Raw genomic sequence first — 19,720 nt, forward strand, 5'->3', positions numbered from 1 at the left:
GGGGGCTGAACGGTTGGCAACGCCGCCTTGTGGCGACGCTGACGTTGAGAGCGTTAGGCTGCGAGCAGGAAGGAGGCGCACTGATTGGCCAGCTCGGCGCATTGGTGCTTCAGTACCTGTTTCAGCTGGATCGCTTCGCGCGACTGCGGCGTGTCGCGACGGCTGATCATCATCACCTCGAACGGCAATGGCTGAATAATGGGGACGATTTTTAGCTGGTCGGTATAACGTCGCGCGGTGAACAAATCGACAATGCCGGTGCCGCCGCCAGCCAGCACCATATCGGCGATGACGGAATAGGTTTTGATAAACAGAGAGGCGGCCGGTTGCAGGCCGCGGTCGTTCAGGGCGCGATGGACCACCCGGCCCAGCGGATCTTGCTGCTGCATCATCAATAAGTTGTTCTGACACAGCCACTCCAGCGAAACGGGGCCTTGCTGCGGGCTGTCTTTTGGCAGCAGAGCCACCATTGTGGACTGGCACAGCGGTTCGGCGACCAGATCAGACGGCACCTGCTGACCAAAGACCAGCGCCAGATCCAGCTGATGCTGCTGAATCTCCTGACACAGCGTGCTGAAGTGTTCAGTCACCAGCTCCACGTTCACCCGCGACGACTGTTGGTGAAACGCCACCATCGCCGGAGCCACAATCATCTGGCCGAACGCATGCGCGGCACCCAGACGTACCGTCTGACTTTGCCCTTTGCGAATTTGCTCCGTCAGCGCGTTGATAGATTGCAGCTGTTCATAAAGCGCCTGAACTTGCGGGATAAGCCGATGACCTTCGTCCGTGACGACCATGCCTTGCGTCCGGCGCTCGAACAGCGCAAAGCCAAGCTGCTGCTCGGCGTGATTCAGCACGCGGCTGACGTTCGGTTGGGAGACGTTCAGTAAGCGAGCCGCACCGCTAATGGTGCCGGCCTGAAGAATGGCCTGAAAAACTTCGATATGGCGTAGTCGCATAGCCTGAACCTTAAGTCATTTTGCCGAGTGTGGCGGATGGAAATCGAACCGTCGGAGGCGAAACGCATCAAACTGACTGTTGCAAATGCAACATTTGCGCCATGTCGTTATTAGTTAGGATAGAAAACGGCGCAGGCCAGCGCTCAAGGGAAGGGATAAAACAAGGGGCGAGCAGGCATCGTCGAGCGGGATGGCTGATTTTCTCCATGATGGTGCGGCATTTCACGTCGTCAGCCTGTTCTGCACCAAAATGGTGAAATGAGTGCTGGAGATAGAGAGGGCTAGACCGTCTGAACGCCAACCTTTGCCCGGTGTTGGACAGAAGAACATGCCGCCCGCGGCACGAAAGCATCGCAGGCAGCATGCGCTCGCCCCGTGGGGGCGAGCGTGACGCGTTACCGATAAATATCGACCACCGGTTCCGCGCCGACGTAGCCATAGCCGCGATACATCCCCTCGCTATTGAAGGTCAGGGCGATATTGCCCGCGTGGTCGACGGCGATCAGGCCGCCGCTGCCGCCGAGTGCCAGCACTTTATCCATCACAACGCGTTCGGTCGCCTGCGCCAGCGACAGTCCCGCGTACTCCATCAGCGCGGAAACGTCGTAGGCGGCTACCGTCCGCATAAACACTTCGCCAGTACCGGTGCAGGACACGGCGACGGTCTGGTTGTTGGCGTAGCAGCCTGCGCCGATCACCGGTGAGTCGCCCACGCGGCCAATTTGCTTGTTGGTCATACCGCCGGTTGACGTGGCGGCCGCCAGATTGCCCGCCGCATCCAGCGCGACGGCGCCGACGGTGCCGTATTTATTATGCGGATCGATCGGATCGCCGCCGGATATGCTGCCTGCGCCGTCATGATCCAGCACGATCCTGCCGCCATCGGCCTGCGCCTGCAGCAGCTGCTCATAGCGTTCGTCGGTGAAAAAGAAATCCGACTCGACCATTTCCAAACCCTGCTTATGGGCGAAGCTTTCCGCGCCTTCGGCGGTAAACATGACGTGTGGACTATGTTCCAGCACCTTGCGGGCGGCCAGTATTGGGTTGCGGATGTGGCTGACGCCCGCCACGGCGCCCGCGTCCAGCGTCCGCCCGTCCATGATGCTGGCGTCGAGCTCGTGCGTGCCTTCGTGGGTAAAGACCGAGCCTTTGCCAGCGTTAAACAGCGGACACTCTTCCAGCCGCCGTACGGCTTCGGTCACCGCATCCAGCGCGCTGCCATGGTTGGCCAGCACCTCCTGTCCGCTGCGGACGATCTCCTGCAGCGCGGCGCGGTAACGCTGTTCTTTCTCACTGTTCATCGCGGCACGGGCGATAGCGCCTGCGCCGCCGTGGATAACAATCACCGGTTTCATGATGTTCCTCGTCGGGAGCGCGTCGCGTGCGTCCGCGCCCTCGGTTTGCGTGTCGGCCTGACGATGCCATCAGACCGAGAGTTGGATTTAGTTCTGGGTCGAGGCCAGATAGGAGAAAGCGCACAGCAGATTGACGATCTCCGCCATTTTAGGCGCGCTGTAGCTGACGGTGATCGCATCCACCCGCTCGACGTTGGGGAGCAAACAGAACAGGTCGGCCATCACCGGTTTCGCCACCATAATCTCCAGACGATAGGGCGGCTGCAGGCGCGTTGTTTGCTCCTGATGTGCCTGCTGAACGGCGTGGGTCGCCGCCTGACGAATGGCGTTGCGGGCTTCTTCCGGACTCAGGGATTCGGCCGCCGTCTGGGAAATCGCGCGTTTCACGCAGGCGTAGCCGGTCGCCGGATAGTAGCGTTTAATCCACTGCTGCAAGACGTCGTCGCCGCTGACCAGCCACAGCGGCGTATCCAGCTCTGCGCCCGCGGCGGCGTAAATATCGCTTTCTCCCATCACTTCGCCGTTGATTTTGACGCGGTAGAACGCGCGGCTGTTGATGGTGTGCGCCAATACGCCGAATTCACCGGCGGCGGTGTGATAGCCGATAAACATCAGCCCGTCGAACGGCCCTTCCTGCAGACCTTCCACCATCGACAGTCCGCGCGGCTTGCCCTGCACCAGACGGGCGCGTGGGTCGATATTGTCCGCCCGCAGGTTGGTCATGGACGCATGGCTGTCGGCGACCACCACTTCGCTGGCCCCACCGGCGAAAGCGCCTTCGATGGCGGCATTGACTTCCTGCTCCATCAGCGCGCGCGCCAGCGCGTATTCCGGGTGGCCGGGGCTGCACTGTTCTGGGCGCATCACGCCGGCAACGCCCTCGATATCCGCTGAAATAAAGACTCTCATGATAATTTCCTCAGTCAAAAACGTGTTGCGCCAGCTTGTCCAGCACCTGCGGCAGCGCCGGGCGGAAATGGTCGCGGAAGCCGGTGACGGGCTCTGCCTGTAATAGCGCGTCCAGCACCGCATGTTCTGTGGCGTCCGCCGCCGCGCTGAGCAGCGGTTCCAGCTGTTCGTCGTCGGGCGGCTCCGGCGTCGCACAGGTGGAAAACGCGACGGCGATATCGCCGGAGCCGTGGCCCCAATAGCTCCCCAACCGTCCCAGACCCGCGCCCGCGCGTTTGGCGATGCGGCTCAGTTGACGAGCGTCCAGCGGCGCGTTCGTTGCCATAATAATGATGATAGATCCCGCGTCGCGCTGTGGCGCTAGTTCTGGCAGGAGCGGGGCGATGGCTTGCCCCATCGGCACGCCGTCCAACGTTAGCGAGGCGAGGGTGCCGAAATTCGCGAGCACCAGTACGCCAAGCGTCGCCTCCAGATCGGTGATGTGCCGCGACGCCGTGCCGATGCCGCCTTTGAGGCCGAAACAGCTCATCCCGCGTCCGGCCCCGACGCTGCCGCGCGCGAAGGCCGTCTCCGCATCGTCCAGCGCCGACTGCGCCATCGCTTCGGTTACGGCCAGCGCCTGAATATCGTTCAGCCAGCCGTCGTTGCACTCCAGCGCCAGCGGATTGACGGTCGGCAGTGAGCGGCCGAGCTCGGGGTTGTGGCGGATGGCGTCGCGCGCCAGCGTGGTAAACAGCGTCCCGACGGCCAGCGTGTTGCTCAGCAGGATCGGGGTTTGCAGCTGTCCCAATTCTTCTATCTGCACCAGTCCGACGGGTTTGGCGAAGCCGTTGAGCACCGCCGCGCCGCAGGGCAGGGGATGGGTGAACAGGTTGCCGCCGGGCGGCACGATGGCGGTGACGCCGGTTTGGATCTCGCCCTGCGCCAGCGTGCTATGGCCGACGCGAACGCCGGGCACATCGCTGAGCGCATTGTGCGGACCGCTCACGAACCGCGGGGTGCCCAACTGACGTTCATCCCGCCAGCGCTGTAGCAGCGTGTTCAGCCGCGCCTGTTGATAAGCGTTCATGTTCGCCTCCTCACCCGTTGAGTTTGGGGTCAAGCGTGTCGCGTAGCGCATCGCCCAGCAGGTTGAACGCCAGCACCGAGAAGAAGATCGCCAGACCGGGGAACACGCTGACGTGCCACTGTCCCGCCATCATCATGCTGCGGCTCATGGCCAGCACGTTGCCCCACTCGGGGACATCCGGCTCCGGCCCCAGACCGATGAAGCTCAGACTGGCGGCGGTCAGAATGCTGGTGCCGATTCGCATGGTGAAATAGACGATCACGTTAGACAGCGTGCCGGGCAGGATGTGACGTATCAGGATGATACGGTCCGGCGCACCGGCGCAGCGCACCGCTTCGACGTAGGCCGCCTGCTTCAACGACAGCGTCGAGGCGCGCACGATACGGGCGAAGACCGGCACGCTGAACACGGCCACGGCGATAATCACGTTGTTCAGCCCCGGCCCGAGGATGGCGACGACCGCAATCGCCAGCAGCATGCCCGGAAAGGCGAACAAGACGTCCGAACCGCGCATGATCAACATGTCGACCCAGCGGCCGTAATAGCCCGCCAGCAGACCCAGCGCGATACCCGCCAGCATGCCCAGCGTGACGGAGAAAATACCGATATAGAGCGAGATGCGCGCGCCGTAGATAATGCGGCTCATCACATCGCGGCCCAGATCGTCAGTGCCCATCCAATGGCTGGCGGACGGCGGAGAGGACAGCGCCATCCAGTCCGATTCCAGCGGGTTGTACGGCGCCAGCCAGGGCGCGAACACCGCCACCAGAATCAGAAACAGGATGAATCCGCCCGATATCATCGCCATCGGATTGCGCCGTAGGGCTTGCCAGAAATCGCGCCACGGCGAACGAATGGTCGTCGCGTCGAGCGGGGAGGCGGCTACGGCAGGTTCAGTAGGCAGTGTCATGGTCGTCGCTCCTAACGCAGGCGGATCGCTGGGTTGACCACCGCATACAGCAGGTCGACCAGCAGGTTAATCAAAATGAATTCAAACACGAACAGCATGACCAGCGCCTGAATCACCGGCTGGTCCTGCGTTTTGATGGATTCGATCAGCAGCCAGCCAAGGCCGGGCCAGCTGAATACGCTTTCCACCACGATGGAGCCGCCGAGCAGGAAACCAAACTGTAGCCCGAGCATGGTGATGACCGGGATCAGCGCATTGCGCATGACGTGTTTCCAGACGATCAGTCGGCTGCGCAGCCCTTTGGCTCTGGCGGTGCGCACGAAATCTTCCTGCATGACCTCCATAAAGGCCGAGCGGGTAAAGCGGGCCATCACTGCCGCCACCGACGCGCCGAGCGTCAGTGCCGGAAGAATAAGGTCGGACGGCTGGTTAAAGCCGCCGACGGAAAAGACGCCGAACGGCATGGCGACAAACTGGATGAGCAACAGACCTAGCCAGAAGGGCGGCATCGAAATGCCTCCCACGGCTAAACTCATCAACGACCAGTCCTGCCAGCGGCCGCGCTTCAGCGCAGACAACACGCCGATCAGCAGACCGAGCACCACCGACCAGGCGAATCCGGCCAGCGCCAGATACAGCGTCGGCATGAAGCTCTTCTGAATGACGCTCAGCACCGGCTGCTGGGTGCGATAGGTCACGCCCAGATCGCCGTGCGCCAGACCGCCAAGCCAGTTGAGATACTGCTGCGGTAGCGGATCGTTAAGCCCCAAGTGCTGGCGGGCGGCTTCCACCGTTTCCAGCGTGGCGTCGGGACCGGCGTAGAGCCGTGCCGGATCGCCCGGCAGCAGCTTGATAAAACCGAATACCAACAGGGAGACCACCAGCAGTACCGGGATCATTTCCAGCAAACGTCGAATTAAATAGGCAAACATGGCGCTCCCCTGTGTGATTACTTGAACTGAGCCTGATCGAAGATCAGCGAACCATCGGCCAGCATGTAAACGCCAGACAGATTTTTGGCTTTACCGACCAGATTATCCGGCGCCCCCAGGAACACGACAGGCGCATCTTTCCAGATCAGCTTCTGCGCTTCGGCGTAAGCAGCGGCGCGTTTGCCTGCATCAGCGGTCGCCAAACCATCGGCGATGGCTTTATCCGTGGCCGGGCTGCTGTAGTAAGAGACGTTGTACGACGTCGGCACCCAGGATTCGGTGGCGTACAGCGGACGCAGCGCCCAGTCGGCATCGCCGGTTGACGGAGACCAGCCGTTGTAGAACAGATCGAATTCGGCTTTCTTCGGATCGGTCACGCCCCACAGCTTCTGGTCGCGCATCCCGGAGTCCATCGGCGTTACCGTGACCTTGATGCCGACCTGCTCCAGCTGCTGCTTGAAGAACTGCGCGCTGCGGATGTAATCGGTGCGGTTGGTGGTCCACAGTTTCAGCGTCAGACCATTGCCGTAGCCTGCTTCTTTCAGCAGCGCCTTGGCTTTAGCCGGGTTGTAGCTGTAGTTGGGTTCGGTTTGCGGTTGGAAGAACTGCACGTTCGGCGCCATCGGCGACTGGGCGGTTGTTCCCAAACCGGCGAAGCCGACTTTCAGCCAGATATCTCGGTTGATGGCGTAGTTGAGCGCCTGACGTACGCGGACGTCTTTCAGCGCGGCGCTCTGGTTATTCATCGCGATCCAGTACAGGTAGATCCCGGCGTCGCTCTGAATAGCCAGTTTGCTGTCGCTTTTCACGGTGTTCACCAGATCGGACGGCAGCGGATAGGCTACGTCGGTCTGACCGGCTTTCAGCGAGGCCACGCGGGTAGAGTCTTCCGGCGCGGGATAGAAGGTCACGCTGTCGACTTTCGGCCAGCCCTGTTGCCAGTAGCGATCGTTTTTCACCAGTTTGACGTCTTTCCCCTGCTGCCATTCGGTGAACTTGAACGGGCCGGTGCCGACCGGATGTACGCGCAGCTGAGCTTCGTCCGGATACTGTTTCAGCGCCGCCGGGCTGTGCATAACCGCAGACGGGTGCGCCAGCGTGTTGATAAACGCGCCGAAGGATTGGTTCAGCTCGATTTTGACTTGTGAAGGAGAGAGCACCGTCACGCTTTTGATCATCTTGAACAGGCTGTTGCGCTTCAAGCCTTTGCTTTGGTCGCTCAGGCGATCCAGGTTGGCTTTGACGGCGTCGGCGTTGAACGGCGTGCCGTCCTGGAAGGTCACGCCGTCGCGCAGCGTAATGGTGAATTCGGTGGCGTTATCGTTGCTGGTGTAGCCGGTGGCGAGTCTGGGCACCAGTTTCATCGCGCTGTCGAACTGGAACAGGCGCTCAAAGATGCCGCTCTGGACGGAGTAGCTCAGCGTATCCGACGTATCGTGCGGATCGAGCCCGGTGATATCGGCGTACATGGAGATGCGTAAATCCTGCGCCTGGGCGGCGGCGGCAGCCAGACACAGGGATAGCCCGAGTGCGACGGTGGAACGGCGAAAGCGTGGTTGCATGGTGTCTCTCCTGCGTGATGTTGTGATGTGAATAAGCGTTTTTATGTGTTGTTTTCGTGTGTGCTGACCCAGTGGTGCGGCGCGACCTGGCGATACTTCGCCTTGGTGACCTTCTCGCTGGCTTTTTTCAGCGGGGAAGGAATTTCGCTGTCGTCCAACTGACGTTCGCTGCGTCGCAGGGGATCGGCCACGGGCACCGCGGACAGCAGGCGGCGGGTATACGGGTGCTGCGGGTTGTTGAACACGGACTGACGGGGACCGATTTCCACAATCTGCCCGAGATACATGACCGCCACGCGGTTGGCGATGCGTTCCACAACCGCCATGTCGTGGGAAATAAAAATCCACGACACGCCGGTCTTCTGTTGCAAATCCATCATCAGGTTGACGACCTGAGCCTGAATGGACACGTCGAGCGCGGACACCGCCTCATCGGCGATAATCACTTCCGGTTTCAGCGCCATGGCGCGGGCGATGGCGATGCGCTGGCGTTGTCCGCCCGAAAATTCATGCGGATAGCGCTGGGCGTGCTCCGGCTCCAGACCGACGCTTTTCAGCAGCGCCTGCACCTGCGGCGTCGCCTCTTCCAGCGACTTCACCAGCCCGTGCAGCATCAGCGGTTCGGCGATGGTAAATCCCACGGTCAGACGCGGATTGAGTGAGGCGTAGGGATCCTGAAACACCATCTGCATCTTGCGGCGCAGCGGTTGGAACGCTTTGTCCCGAATCAGCGACACTTCTTTGCCCTGAAACTGAATGCTTTCGGATTCGCTGTCGACCAGCCGCAGCAGCGCACGGCCGGTGGTAGATTTGCCGCAGCCGCTTTCGCCGACAATCGCCAGCGTTTCGCCCGGCCAGACGCTGAAGTCGATCTGCTCCACCGCATGGACGTGGTGCGTGACGTGGGACAAGATGCCGGTGCGTACCGGGTAATAAACCTTGAGGCCGCGGATATCTAATAGCGGCGGCGCATCGTAGCGCGCGGTGATATGGTCGCTTTCCGGCGTTTTATGGCTCTGGCCCAGCAGCGGGAAACGGCGCGGCCAGCGGCTGTTTTCCATGTCGCCCAGTTTCGGTACGGCAGCCAGCAACGCCTGGGTGTACGGGTGCTGCGGCGCGGTGAAAATCGCCTCGACCGTTCCCTCTTCGACCACTTCGCCTCGGTACATCACCACCACCCGATCGGCGATTTCCGCAACGACGCCCATGTCGTGGGTGATAAACAGCACGGCCATATCGCTCTGCTGTTGCAGGTCGCGCAGGATTTGCAGAATGCGCGCCTGCACGGTGACGTCCAGCGCCGTCGTCGGTTCATCGGCGATCAGCAGCTGCGGATCGCAGGCCAGCGCCTGCGCAATCATCACCCGCTGGCGCATACCGCCGGACAGCGAGTGAGGGTAGCTGTTCATCACCCGGTCGACGTCGGCGATGCGCACTTTGCGCAGCAGCGCTCGCGCCTTGCTGTCGGCCGCCGCCGCATCGCAGATCTGATGGTCTAACAATGCTTCGGTCAGCTGATCGCCGACCTTCAGCACGGGGTTCAGGGAGGTCATCGGCTCCTGAAAGATCATCGCCATTTCACGGCCGCGCAGTTGGCGGCGGGCGTCGTCTTTCATTTGCAGCAGCGAGTGCTGCTCGCCGCCGCGCGTGGTAAAGCGAATCGCCCCGCGCTCGATGCGCGCGGCGTTGGCCAGCAGGCCCATGACCGTCAGCGAGGTCACGGATTTACCCGAACCGCTTTCGCCCACTACGGCCACCACTTCACCTTTGTTCAGCGTGAAAGAGACGCCTTTCAGCGCCAAATGGTTGCCGGAGCGGCCGTTGAAGCTGACGCTCAGGTCGTTGATTTCCAGTACCGGACGCGGTGCGCTGCCGGATGCTGTGGCGGCTGTCGGTTCTGTGGACTGGGTATCCGTCATCGTCACTCCGGGGTTTGCGGTTATAGCCAAATGCGGCCGAGGTTGTAAGTCAGGTAAGGGGCGCTGTCCGCCGCCAGCCAGATCGGGCCGTCCAGATCAACGTGGATGGCGCTGAGCGTGACCGGCAGCGCGGCTTCCATCGCCAGCGATGAGCCGAGCATGCAGCCGATCATGATGCGCAGACCGCACCGTTTGGCTTCATTGACCATCGCCAGCGCTTCGGTCAGGCCGCCGCACTTGTCGAGCTTGATGTTGATCATTTCGTAGCGATCGCGCAGCCCGGCGATGTCTCCGCCGTGGTGGCAGCTTTCATCGGCGCAGATCGGAATCGCGTGGATGAAGTCTGCCAGCGCGCCGTCTTCTCCGGCGGGCAGCGGTTGTTCCACCATCGCGACACGGCAAGCGGCGAGCTGCTGGAGCAGCGGCCCCAGATCGCGCCCTCCCCAGGCTTCGTTGGCGTCGACGATCAGCGTCACGTTAGGCGCCACCTGACGAATGGCCGCCACTTTCTCCACAATCTGCTCGCCGTTCAGCTTGATTTTCAGCAGCAGCGCGCCGCGCGATACCGCGTCAGCGGCGGCTTTGACCATGTTTTCCAGCGTGTCGAGGCTGAGCGTTTCGGCGGTGATGACGGACTGCGGCGCCTGAATCGCCAGATGCTGCCACAGCGTCTGTTTGTTCAGCGCCGCGTTGAGCCGCCATAGCGCGCAGTCAATCGCATTACGCGCGGCGCCCGGCGGCAGTAAAGATTGCAGGTCGTTCAGTGAAACGCCGCGCTCTACGGCATCCCGCACCGTTTCCAGCTGTCGGACGACGCCTTCAGGCGTTTCCTGATAGTGGGCCGTCGGCGTGCATTCGCCGCGGCCGATAAAGCCGCGCTCTTCCAGCGTGACTCGCACCACGGTGACTGCGGTACGCGTGCCGCGGGAGATGGCGAACGGGCGAGCCAAGGGCAATTCCACGGTTTCGATCTGCATCTGTCGCATTGGTTTACTCCTGCTCTTTCAACAGCGCGGCGATGTCCTGCATGCCGAAACGAACGGAGTCGGTCGCTGGCACGCCAAAGCGTCGGCTGATCTCCTGACAGTAATCACGCGCTTCCTGTTCAGTGTAGTTGGAGGTGTTGATGGCGAAACCGGCCAGCTTCACTTCCGGGCTGGTGACGCGTGCTGCGCGCAGGTTGGCTTCCACGCAGTCTTCCAGACTCACCATCGGCTGGTGCGGCAGATGACGCATATGTGGACGACCCATTTCGTGACACATCACCAGCCAGTGCGGCTGTGCGCCGTGGATTAAGCCGGTGCTGACGCCCGCATAAGAGGGGTGGAACAGGGAACCCTGTCCTTCCACGATATCCCAGTGGTCGTCGTCGTTCGCGGGTGACAGCGCTTCGGCGGCACCGGCGATGAAGTCTGCGATGACCGCATCAATCGCGATCCCTTCGCCCGCGACCAGCACGCCGGTCTGGCCGGTGGCGCGGAAGTCCGCCTTCATACCCAGATCGCGCATCGCCGCTTCCAGCGCCAATGAGGTGTACATCTTGCCCACGGAGCAGTCGGTGCCGACGGTCAGTATGCGTTTGCCGCTGCGTTTTTCGCCGGTGCCGACGGACAGTTCCGGACGCATGTGGCGGATGTCGAACAGCTGTACCTGATGCTTTTCTGCCAGCGCTTTCAAACCCGGTACGTCAACCAGACGCTGGTGCAAGCCGTTGGCGACGTTCATGCCCGCCTCAATCGCGGTGCGTACGGTGTCCAGCCAGTGCTGCGGTAGGAAACCCCCGGCATTGGCCGTACCGAGCACCAGCGTTTTGGCTCCGCGCTCAGCGGCGGCGGCGATATCCAGATCGTCCAGACCGAGCGACAGGGTGCTGCCCGGCAGGCGGAGTTGGCCGACGCACTGTTCCGGACGCCACGCGTGGATGCCGCGTGCGGTTTTGATAGCCAGAGGATCGGTCACGTCGCCAAGGAACAGCAGGTAAGGTTGAGGGATCAGCATAATGTCGTATCTCATCGTTAATGGAATAAGGCAGAACCTTGGGCGCTCGGGGGATGTCGGCGTGAACCTGTTTTCATCCGGCGAACCGCCTGTGCACCGTGTCGGCCCGACGTTGCGCTATTGCCATCTTCCGCGTCGTTCGTGCCTGCCGGGGTCAGTTCTCTGTCTATGACTATTTCACGATGCCTGAGCGGTGACGAATACTTGTTTGTCGGTGGGGTATAGCCTGAAGGTATGGGTGGTATTTTATCTATTATTTTGTTTTTTAAGGGATAATTAGATGGTTGGCCGATGTGGGTGACACGCTATAAGCCCGTGTTATAGGGCAAAGCGTAGAGAAAACATCGCATGTCCGGCGATCAGCAGCGCGATCAGGATAAAGGTCAGCGTGAAGCCGAACATGACGATCGCGGGCGGAATACTGCGGGTTTGCGGCGCGTTCTGGAGGGCGCGCAGGCGCAGTGGAACCCAGATGAAGATCGTCAGAGACGCCAGCAACAACAGAATACCGGCGGCCAGCAGCAGGGGTTGGGTGCTGAGCGTTCCTGCTTTCAACAACAGGGCGGTGTTGACCAGCAGCAGGATGGCGGTGCGCGACCACGCCAGCACGGTGCGTTCCGGCTGAACGCCCGGGTCGCGCGGCAACGGCGAAGAGGACATCGTCTGCGCCCTACAGCTGCGCGATCAGCAGCGCCAGTGCGATGGCGACCGCGCCAAGGCCGCAGGCGAAAACGACCAACAGGGAGGTATAGGGCAGGGGAAGGCCGTTGCGCATCGCCCGTTCGTTGCCCGCCCAGCGCCGGTAGGCCATTCCCGCCATCAGGGCAGAGGCGAGGGCCAGCAGGACGGCAATCCCCTGTCGTACGGCAGGCGACGCCAGCGTGGTCGTAAACTGGTCGATGGCGACCGCGCCAGCCAACAGGGCCAGCGCAGTGCGGATCCAGGCGAGAAACGTACGCTCGTTGGCCAGTGAGAAACGGTAGTCCGGAGCCGTTCCCTGCTGCTGCCAGTGGCGGTCAGTGTTGGGAGACTGGTCGTTCTGTTGTGTGTCGCGCATGGCGTAGATTCACCGGCTGATGAAAAGTCGAGCTAACAGTCTACATGCGGAAAGGGGGACGCTCCAGCCGTTCGGGGCGCCATCGCGGGCGATCTTCGCGCCCGTTTTAATCCGCCGGGCCGGTAGGCAGGGCCGGGTGAAGTCCGTATAATGCGCGCCAGTCAACATTCACCCGCCGGAGAGAAGCCATGCGCCCTACAGGCCGAAGTGCACAACAGATACGCCCGCTCACGTTAACCCGTCATTACACCAAACACGCTGAAGGTTCCGTCCTCGTCGAATTCGGCGACACCAAGGTGTTGTGTAATGCCACGGTGGAAGAAGGCGTACCGCGCTTCCTGAAAGGGCAGGGCAAAGGATGGGTTACCGCGGAGTACGGCATGTTGCCGCGCGCTACGCACAGCCGTAACGCACGCGAAGCCGCACGCGGTAAGCAGGGCGGACGTACGCTGGAAATTCAGCGCCTGATCGCCCGTTCTCTGCGCGCCGCGCTCGATCTGAAAACGCTGGGCGAATTCACTATCACGCTGGACTGCGACGTTCTGCAGGCTGACGGTGGCACCCGTACCGCTTCCATCACCGGCGCCTGCGTGGCGCTGGCGGATGCGCTGAATGCGATGGTTGCTAACGGCAAGCTGAAGAAAAACCCGCTGAAAGGCATGGTGGCCGCGGTTTCCGTCGGTATCGTCAACGGTGAAGCGCTCTGCGATCTGGAGTATGTGGAAGACTCTTCCGCGGAAACCGATATGAATGTGGTGATGACCGAAGATGGTCGCATGATCGAGGTGCAGGGCACCGCAGAGGGCGAACCGTTCAGCCACGACGAGCTGTTGGCGCTGTTGGCGCTGGCTCGAGGGGGCATTGAAACGATTATCCAGGCGCAGAAAGCGGCGCTGGCGGAATAAAGAATCATTGAAGAAGCGGCCCAGAGGGTCGCTTTTTTTTCGTCGGAATAAAACTGCTGGCGATGTGCGTCACGGCGATCAGGGGTTCAGCACGGCCACCCGCTGTGCGACATTGCGGGAACATCACTGGAATGTGTCATGTCGGCCGGTCGTGCTTCAGAGAGGAAAAGCCGCCCTGCGGCAGCGCGTTGCGCCCTATGTCAGGCGCGGAGCTAACACGCTGTTCGCCGAGGGGAGTCAAAAGCGGAATGTTTGTACATCAGAGGGTTATGTCAGAGGGAATTCTCAGTCGTCGACAAAGGGCGGTTGGCTCAGAGGACGCGGTTTTCGGTTTGTCGCCGGGTATTCATCCATCATCACAGGAGAAGTTGTCATGAAAGCCTATCAACGCCAGTTTATTGAATTCGCACTCAGCAAGCAGGTATTAAAGTTCGGCGAGTTCACGCTGAAATCCGGGCGCACCAGCCCCTATTTCTTCAATGCCGGGCTGTTTAATACGGGGCGCGATCTGGCCTTGCTGGGGCGTTTTTACGCTGCGGCGCTGATGGACGCGGCTATCGACTTCGATGTGCTGTTTGGGCCAGCCTATAAAGGCATTCCTATTGCGACAACGACGGCGGTGGCGCTGGCGGAACATCACGATCGCGATCTGCCCTACTGTTTCAATCGTAAGGAAGCCAAAGATCACGGCGAAGGCGGCAGTCTGGTCGGCAGTCCGCTGGTCGGGCGCATTATGCTGGTGGACGATGTCATTACGGCGGGCACCGCAATTCGTGAGTCGATGGATATCATTTCCGCGCAGGGCGCGTCGCTGGCAGGCGTTCTGATTGCGTTAGATCGTCAGGAACGTGGTCGCGGCGAGCTTTCCGCGATTCAGGAAGTGGAACGGGATTACGAGTGCAAAGTGATTTCCATCATCACCCTGAAGGATCTTATCGCCTATCTGCAGGAGAAGCCGGAGATGGCGGAACATCTGGCCGCCGTGCAGACCTATCGCGACAGTTACGGCGTCTAAACTGTCTGGCCGCGCCGCCGGTGAGCGGCGCGGCCATCATCCCTATGCTATCTGGGCGGCTAGCAGCGGCCAGCGAGTGTCAAATTCCTGCGTGGGGAGAAAGCGAAACTCCGAACGGGTATAGCGAGACAGCATGCCTTCGCAGAAGGCTAACAGCTGACTGGCAAGCAGCGTTTCATCATTCTTGAACGGCTCTCCGCCGCGCATTTTGTGTTCCCGTAGAACCTGCTTGATCTGAGATTCGATACGGTCGAACAGCTGGTTGATCCTTCCCTGCAGGCGATCCTGCTCAAACATCAAGGCATGGCCGGTCAGAATGCGGGTCAATCCTGGGTTTTTTTCGGCAAATCCCAAAATCAGCAGCAAAATCAGACGAAGACGATTAAACGTCTCCTTTTCATCCTGCAAAATCAGGTTGATACGGGTTGTCAGACTGTCTTCGATAAATTCGATCAGGCTGTCGAACATCCGGGTTTTACTGGGAAAATGCCGGTAAAGCGCCGCTTCGGATACGCCGACGTTAGCTGCCAGTTTCGCCGTGGTGATCCGTTGACTGCCGTCGCTGGATTGCAGCATCTGCGCCAGTGCCTGCAAGATTTCCTCGCGACGGTTCCTTTTCGTATTTTCTTTCTCTGCCATGTCTGAAAAGACCCTTGATAAAGATTCAACTGCCCACACCAGATAGCGCCACAGTCGCGTAATACGCTGTGGCTTATAGGTTTTTTTCGAAAGAATAGATGTGGATCAGTGACGGCCCGAGTGACCGAAACCACCTTCTCCCCGTTCACTGTCGGTGAATTCGTTAACCAGATTGAATTCAGCCTGAACGACCGGCACAAAGACCATTTGCGCGATGCGTTCGCCGGGTTCGATCGTGAACGGCGTCGAACTCCGGTTCCAGACAGAGACCATCAACTGACCCTGATAGTCGGAGTCGATCAGTCCGACCAGGTTGCCCAGCACGACGCCGTGCTTATGGCCCAGACCGGAGCGAGGCAGGATCACCGCCGCCAGCGATGGGTCGCCGATGTGAATGGCCAGACCGGTCGGCAGCAGCGTCGTTTCGCCTGCGCCGAGCACCACGGCGTTATCCAGACAGGCGCGCAGGTCTAAACCGGCGGAACCCGGCGTGGCATACGTCGGCAACGGGAATTCCTGTCCGATGCGGGGATCGATAATTTTTACGTCAATTTTTTTCGTCATATCGGCTGACAATCTCGTCAATTAGCTGTTGGCCCAGGAGACGCTTGCTGCCGAGCGGCAACTGTTTGTCTCCTCCGTGCCAGAAAAGGTGCAACGCGTTGGTTTTCGCATTGAAGCCGCGGTCGGCTTGGGACACGTCGTTTGCGCAGATTAAATCCAGCTTTTTGTTGGCCAGTTTCTGCCGCGCGTATTCTTCCACATTAGTGGTTTCGGCAGCAAACCCGACAACATAAGGCCGATGTTCCTTCATCGCCGCCACGTCGGCGATGATATCCGGATTTTTTACCAGGGTGACAGTCATTTCATCACCCTGCTTTTTGATTTTTTCGCTCTCCACGCTTTTTGCACGGTAGTCTGCCACGGCGGCGCAGCCGATCACGATGTGCTGTTTGGGAGAGGCGGACATGACCGCTTCATGCATTTCCAGCGCGCTCGCGACGTCGATACGCCGTACGCCGTTGGGCGTCGGCAGATCGACCGGACCGGCCACCAGCGTAACGTCCGCGCCGCGAGCCGCCGCCGCTTCGGCAATGGCGAATCCCATCTGACCGGAGCTGTGATTGCTGATGAAGCGCACCGGGTCCAGCGCTTCTCGCGTCGGGCCTGCGGTGATCAGCACGTTCAGGTGCTGCAGATCGGCGGTTTGCGCGAAAAATTGTTTCGCCTGTTCCACAATCTCCAACGGGTCGAGCATTCTACCGGGACCGACGTCGCCGCAGGCCTGGCTACCGCTGTCCGGTCCCCAAATGTGTACGCCGCGTTCGCTCAAACGCGCGAGGTTGTCCTGCGTCGGCAGGGCGCGATACATCTGTTGATTCATGGCCGGCGCGACGGCCAGAGGCGCTGCGCTGGCGAGGCAGGCGGTAGTCAGCAGGTCGTTGGCCATGCCGACCGCCAGTCGGGCGATCACATCGGCAGATGCGGGAGCGATGATCATCAAATCTGCCCATTTTCCAAGCGCGATATGTCCCATCGCGGCTTCGGCGGCAGGATCCAGCAGGTCGTCCGCGACCGGATAGCCGGAGACGGCCTGAAGTGTGAGCGGCGTGATGAACGCTTTGGCGGCAGGCGTCATGACTACGCGCACCTCCGCGCCTTCGTCCCGCAGGCGGCGGACCAGCTCGGGGCATTTGTAGGCGGCGATACCTCCGCTGATACCCAGTACGATATGTTTGCCGGCGAGTGCGAGCAGACTGGAGAGTTCCGTCATCGTTTTGTCCGAGTGTGAGCTAAAGAAAGTATCGGGCATTTTACCATAAGCGTCCGAAGGAAACGGAATCTTGTCATGGAGACGCGTGTTGCAACGACAGATTGCGCGCCTCTTCGCATCTTCTCCTCCATCCCCTCGTTCGTCCCTCGTCCACATGCCAGAATGCCTTCAGGACTCAGGGAGGGAGACACTATCATGATGTGGCTAAACGGGCAGGCGCCAAGGGAAAAACTGATACGGAAAGGGGCCTGCGCATTGACGGATACAGAACTGCTCGCCATTTTTCTTCGTACCGGGTTGCCGGGAACGCACGTTATGCAGCTGGCGGAAAATCTGCTGAACCAGTTTGGGTCATTGCATCAGTTGATGACGGCAGAGCAGACCCAGTTCCGTACGGCGCGCGGTATCGGGCTTTCCAAATATACGCAGCTGCAGGCGGTGGGGGAGCTGTCGCGGCGGCTGTTTTCCTCTCGACTGGCGCGCGAAGACGCCATGATCAGCTCGGAAGTGACGCTGCAATATTTGCAGTTACTGCTGGCGGATCGCGAACGTGAAGTTTTTTTAGTCCTTTTTCTAGACAATCAGCATCGTGTCATTCGCCATCAGGAGATGTTTGCTGGTACGATTAACTGCGTAGAGGTGCACCCGCGAGAAATTGCTCGTGAGGCGCTGAAGGCGAATGCGGCAGCGTTGATTCTGGCGCACAACCATCCGTCGGGAAAGGCAGAGCCCAGTCAGGCTGACCGCGCCATTACGGAACATATCGTCAAAGTATGCCAATTGTTGGACATCCGCGTGCTTGATCACCTGGTTATCGGGCACGGTGAGTACGCCTCTTTTGCCGAGCGCGGGTGGATTTAAGGCATATTTCGACGATCCTGAGGGATCTTTAGCTGTTCGGGACTTGAGCGCATACGCTTCAGAGCGTATACTACGCCACCTTTGAGAATCTTGGGTGTGGCGTTAAGAGCCTATCTCAGCAGGTTTCCCCTGATGACAGAGTCTTTTCAGTGAAGTTGCTGAGATGGGCTCTAGAGCCTGACGAGGCGGCCAACACCCTATACGAAGCTCGAGCTGATTTGATTTTTGGAGAATAGACATGTCCCGAGTCTGCCAAGTTACTGGCAAGCGTCCGGTGACGGGTAACAACCGTTCCCACGCACTGAATGCGACCAAACGCCGTTTTCTGCCGAACCTGCACTCACACCGTTTCTGGGTGGAAGGTGAGAAGCGTTTTGTTACGCTGCGCGTATCTGCTAAAGGTATGCGTATTATCGATAAAAAGGGTATTGAGACGGTTCTGGCCGACTTACGTGCCCGTGGTGAGAAGTATTAAGGAACTGAATCATGGCTAAAGGTGTTCGCGAGAAGATCAAGCTGGTTTCTTCTGCTGGTACTGGTCACTACTATACCACTACGAAGAACAAGCGCACTAAGCCGGAAAAACTGGAACTGAAGAAATTCGATCCCGTTGTCCGTCAGCATGTGATCTACAAAGAAGCTAAAATCAAATAATTTTAGTGGATTATCAAAAACCCGGCTTCGGCCGGGTTTTTTTGTGTCTGCAATTGGCGAATACGGCTGTGGTAGAGTGTTCGCGATGACTTTTCACGGGAGGAAACATGCCTGAATTACCAGAGGTGGAAACCAGCCGCCGGGGGATTGAACCCTATCTGGTCGGACATACCATTCTGCATGCGGAAGTGCGCAATGCGCGCCTGCGCTGGCCGGTATCCCCTGAGATTATGGCGCTGAGCGATGAACCTGTGCTCAGCGTTCAGCGTCGTGCGAAATACCTGCTGATTGAACTGGCTCGCGGTTGGATGATTGTTCATCTCGGCATGTCGGGCAGTTTGCGCGTGCTGCCTGAATATGTGGAGCCCGGCAAGCATGACCATGTCGATCTGGTGCTGGATAGCGGCAAAGTGCTCCGCTACACCGACCCGCGCCGCTTCGGCGCCTGGCTGTGGAGCGCGGACCCGGCGACCAGTTCCGTGCTGGCTCATCTGGGACCGGAGCCGCTCAGCGATGCGTTCAGCGGCGACTACCTGTTCGATAAATCTCGGGGCCGGAAGACGCCGATAAAGCTTTGGATTATGGATAACAAGCTGGTCGTCGGCGTGGGTAACATCTACGCCAGCGAATCCCTGTTCAGCGCGGGCATTCTGCCGGAGAGAGCCGCAGGCTCGTTGAGCGAGGCTGAGTTCCAGCTATTAGCGGACACCATCAAGAAAGTGCTGCTACGTTCTATAGAGCAAGGTGGAACGACGCTACGGGACTTCCTGCAGTCGGACGGTAAACCGGGCTATTTTGCGCAGGAACTGCAGGTCTACGGCCGCAGCGGCGAACCTTGCCGTCACTGCGGGACGTTGATAGAAAGCCTCAAACAAGGACAGCGCAGCACGTTCTTTTGCCGTACCTGCCAGCGCTGACGGCGCGTCAGGCCAGCTTTTTCTGCAGGGCTGCCGAGATGGGCGGAGGGAGAAACGGATCGATGTCGCCGCCGTGTCGGGCGACTTCTTTCACCAGGGTGGACGAAATAAAGGACCACTGCTCCGCTGGCATCAGGAACACGCTCTCCAGCTCGGGCATCAGGTGCGTGTTCATCTTTGCCAACTGCCACTCATACTCGAAGTCCGATACCGCCCGCAGTCCGCGCACCAAAATATTCGCCTGATGCTTCTGAGCAAAATGCGCCATCAGTTCGCTAAATC

At 60.0% G+C, this 19,720-nt stretch carries 22 protein-coding genes; 6 read left to right on the plus strand and 16 right to left on the minus strand.

From position 1 onward, the window contains the following. Positions 1-53 precede the first annotated feature (53 nt). From Q7O77_RS03900 to Q7O77_RS03955, 12 genes are all read right to left on the minus strand, one after another. Positions 54-962, minus strand: a complete 909-nt coding sequence (locus tag Q7O77_RS03900) for a LysR family transcriptional regulator (RefSeq protein WP_304163712.1) — start codon at positions 960-962, stop codon at positions 54-56. Between the two features lie 395 nt (positions 963-1,357). After that, positions 1,358-2,320, minus strand: coding sequence for an isoaspartyl peptidase/L-asparaginase family protein (locus tag Q7O77_RS03905; protein ID WP_304163728.1), 963 nt, complete (start codon positions 2,318-2,320; stop codon positions 1,358-1,360). Positions 2,321-2,404: 84 nt separating this feature from the next. Then, on the minus strand, positions 2,405-3,226 hold the full coding sequence (locus Q7O77_RS03910; protein ID WP_304163713.1) for a M55 family metallopeptidase: 822 nt from the start codon (positions 3,224-3,226) through the stop codon (positions 2,405-2,407). A gap of 10 nt (positions 3,227-3,236) precedes the next feature. After that, the gene (locus Q7O77_RS03915) at positions 3,237-4,295 is read right to left on the minus strand and encodes a P1 family peptidase (RefSeq protein ID WP_304163714.1); all 1,059 of its coding nucleotides are present in this window, start codon (positions 4,293-4,295) and stop codon (positions 3,237-3,239) included. Between the two features lie 10 nt (positions 4,296-4,305). Beyond that, positions 4,306-5,205: an ABC transporter permease subunit gene (locus Q7O77_RS03920; RefSeq protein ID WP_304163715.1), complete on the minus strand. Its 900-nt coding sequence runs from the start codon at positions 5,203-5,205 to the stop codon at positions 4,306-4,308. Positions 5,206-5,216: 11 nt separating this feature from the next. Next, positions 5,217-6,137: an ABC transporter permease gene (locus Q7O77_RS03925; protein WP_304163716.1), complete on the minus strand. Its 921-nt coding sequence runs from the start codon at positions 6,135-6,137 to the stop codon at positions 5,217-5,219. A 17-nt stretch (positions 6,138-6,154) separates the two neighbouring features. Beyond that, the gene (locus Q7O77_RS03930; protein ID WP_085650742.1) at positions 6,155-7,699 is read right to left on the minus strand and encodes a glutathione ABC transporter substrate-binding protein; all 1,545 of its coding nucleotides are present in this window, start codon (positions 7,697-7,699) and stop codon (positions 6,155-6,157) included. Between the two features lie 41 nt (positions 7,700-7,740). Next, the gene (locus tag Q7O77_RS03935; RefSeq protein ID WP_304163717.1) at positions 7,741-9,618 is read right to left on the minus strand and encodes an ABC transporter ATP-binding protein; all 1,878 of its coding nucleotides are present in this window, start codon (positions 9,616-9,618) and stop codon (positions 7,741-7,743) included. A 20-nt stretch (positions 9,619-9,638) separates the two neighbouring features. Further along, positions 9,639-10,604 carry an N-acetyl-D-Glu racemase DgcA gene (gene dgcA / locus Q7O77_RS03940; protein WP_304163718.1) on the minus strand — a complete coding sequence of 322 codons (966 nt, stop codon included), beginning with the start codon at positions 10,602-10,604 and terminating at the stop codon, positions 9,639-9,641. A 4-nt stretch (positions 10,605-10,608) separates the two neighbouring features. After that, on the minus strand, positions 10,609-11,616 hold the full coding sequence (gene dgcN / locus Q7O77_RS03945; protein ID WP_304163719.1) for an N-acetyltransferase DgcN: 1,008 nt from the start codon (positions 11,614-11,616) through the stop codon (positions 10,609-10,611). Between the two features lie 318 nt (positions 11,617-11,934). Further along, on the minus strand, positions 11,935-12,276 hold the full coding sequence (locus tag Q7O77_RS03950; protein ID WP_304163720.1) for a DUF202 domain-containing protein: 342 nt from the start codon (positions 12,274-12,276) through the stop codon (positions 11,935-11,937). A 10-nt stretch (positions 12,277-12,286) separates the two neighbouring features. After that, positions 12,287-12,673 carry a YidH family protein gene (locus Q7O77_RS03955; RefSeq protein WP_304163721.1) on the minus strand — a complete coding sequence of 129 codons (387 nt, stop codon included), beginning with the start codon at positions 12,671-12,673 and terminating at the stop codon, positions 12,287-12,289. Positions 12,674-12,861: 188 nt separating this feature from the next. On the opposite strand from Q7O77_RS03955, the gene rph reads away from it, so the two are divergent. Together rph and pyrE are read left to right on the plus strand one after the other, a co-directional pair. Further along, complete coding sequence (rph, locus tag Q7O77_RS03960) at positions 12,862-13,578, plus strand: ribonuclease PH (RefSeq protein ID WP_304163722.1); 717 nt, start codon at positions 12,862-12,864, stop codon at positions 13,576-13,578. A gap of 373 nt (positions 13,579-13,951) precedes the next feature. Next, positions 13,952-14,593, plus strand: a complete 642-nt coding sequence (pyrE, locus tag Q7O77_RS03965; RefSeq protein WP_304163723.1) for an orotate phosphoribosyltransferase — start codon at positions 13,952-13,954, stop codon at positions 14,591-14,593. Positions 14,594-14,635: 42 nt separating this feature from the next. Here pyrE and slmA read toward each other — a convergent pair whose 3' ends face one another. The 3 genes from slmA to coaBC all read right to left on the minus strand — a co-directional run bounded on the left by slmA (position 14,636) and on the right by coaBC (position 17,006). Continuing rightward, a complete protein-coding gene (slmA, locus tag Q7O77_RS03970) occupies positions 14,636-15,232 on the minus strand; it encodes a nucleoid occlusion factor SlmA (RefSeq protein ID WP_085650750.1) in 597 nt (198 codons plus the stop codon). Positions 15,233-15,337: 105 nt separating this feature from the next. Next, the gene (gene dut / locus Q7O77_RS03975; protein WP_304163724.1) at positions 15,338-15,796 is read right to left on the minus strand and encodes a dUTP diphosphatase; all 459 of its coding nucleotides are present in this window, start codon (positions 15,794-15,796) and stop codon (positions 15,338-15,340) included. Then, positions 15,780-17,006 carry a bifunctional phosphopantothenoylcysteine decarboxylase/phosphopantothenate--cysteine ligase CoaBC gene (coaBC, locus tag Q7O77_RS03980; protein WP_304163725.1) on the minus strand — a complete coding sequence of 409 codons (1,227 nt, stop codon included), beginning with the start codon at positions 17,004-17,006 and terminating at the stop codon, positions 15,780-15,782. The genes dut and coaBC overlap by 17 nt, the downstream gene beginning before the upstream one ends. Before the next feature lie 195 nt (positions 17,007-17,201). On the opposite strand from coaBC, the gene radC reads away from it, so the two are divergent. The 4 genes from radC to mutM all read left to right on the plus strand — a co-directional run bounded on the left by radC (position 17,202) and on the right by mutM (position 19,438). Continuing rightward, complete coding sequence (gene radC, locus Q7O77_RS03985) at positions 17,202-17,867, plus strand: DNA repair protein RadC (RefSeq protein WP_304163726.1); 666 nt, start codon at positions 17,202-17,204, stop codon at positions 17,865-17,867. 238 nt (positions 17,868-18,105) lie between these two features. Next, positions 18,106-18,342 carry a 50S ribosomal protein L28 gene (gene rpmB, locus Q7O77_RS03990; protein WP_026738455.1) on the plus strand — a complete coding sequence of 79 codons (237 nt, stop codon included), beginning with the start codon at positions 18,106-18,108 and terminating at the stop codon, positions 18,340-18,342. 11 nt (positions 18,343-18,353) lie between these two features. After that, on the plus strand, positions 18,354-18,521 hold the full coding sequence (gene rpmG / locus Q7O77_RS03995) for a 50S ribosomal protein L33 (RefSeq protein WP_026738454.1): 168 nt from the start codon (positions 18,354-18,356) through the stop codon (positions 18,519-18,521). A 107-nt stretch (positions 18,522-18,628) separates the two neighbouring features. Next, positions 18,629-19,438 (plus strand): bifunctional DNA-formamidopyrimidine glycosylase/DNA-(apurinic or apyrimidinic site) lyase, encoded by an 810-nt coding sequence (gene mutM / locus Q7O77_RS04000; protein WP_304163727.1) that lies wholly within the window; start codon positions 18,629-18,631, stop codon positions 19,436-19,438. A gap of 7 nt (positions 19,439-19,445) precedes the next feature. Here mutM and Q7O77_RS04005 read toward each other — a convergent pair. Beyond that, positions 19,446-19,720 (minus strand): pantetheine-phosphate adenylyltransferase (locus tag Q7O77_RS04005; protein ID WP_369696207.1); only part of this gene is annotated, 275 nt, incomplete at its 5' end.

The sequence above is a fragment of the Lonsdalea britannica genome, from assembly GCF_946477055.1.
Taxonomy (GTDB): Bacteria; Pseudomonadota; Gammaproteobacteria; order Enterobacterales; family Enterobacteriaceae; genus Lonsdalea; species Lonsdalea britannica_A.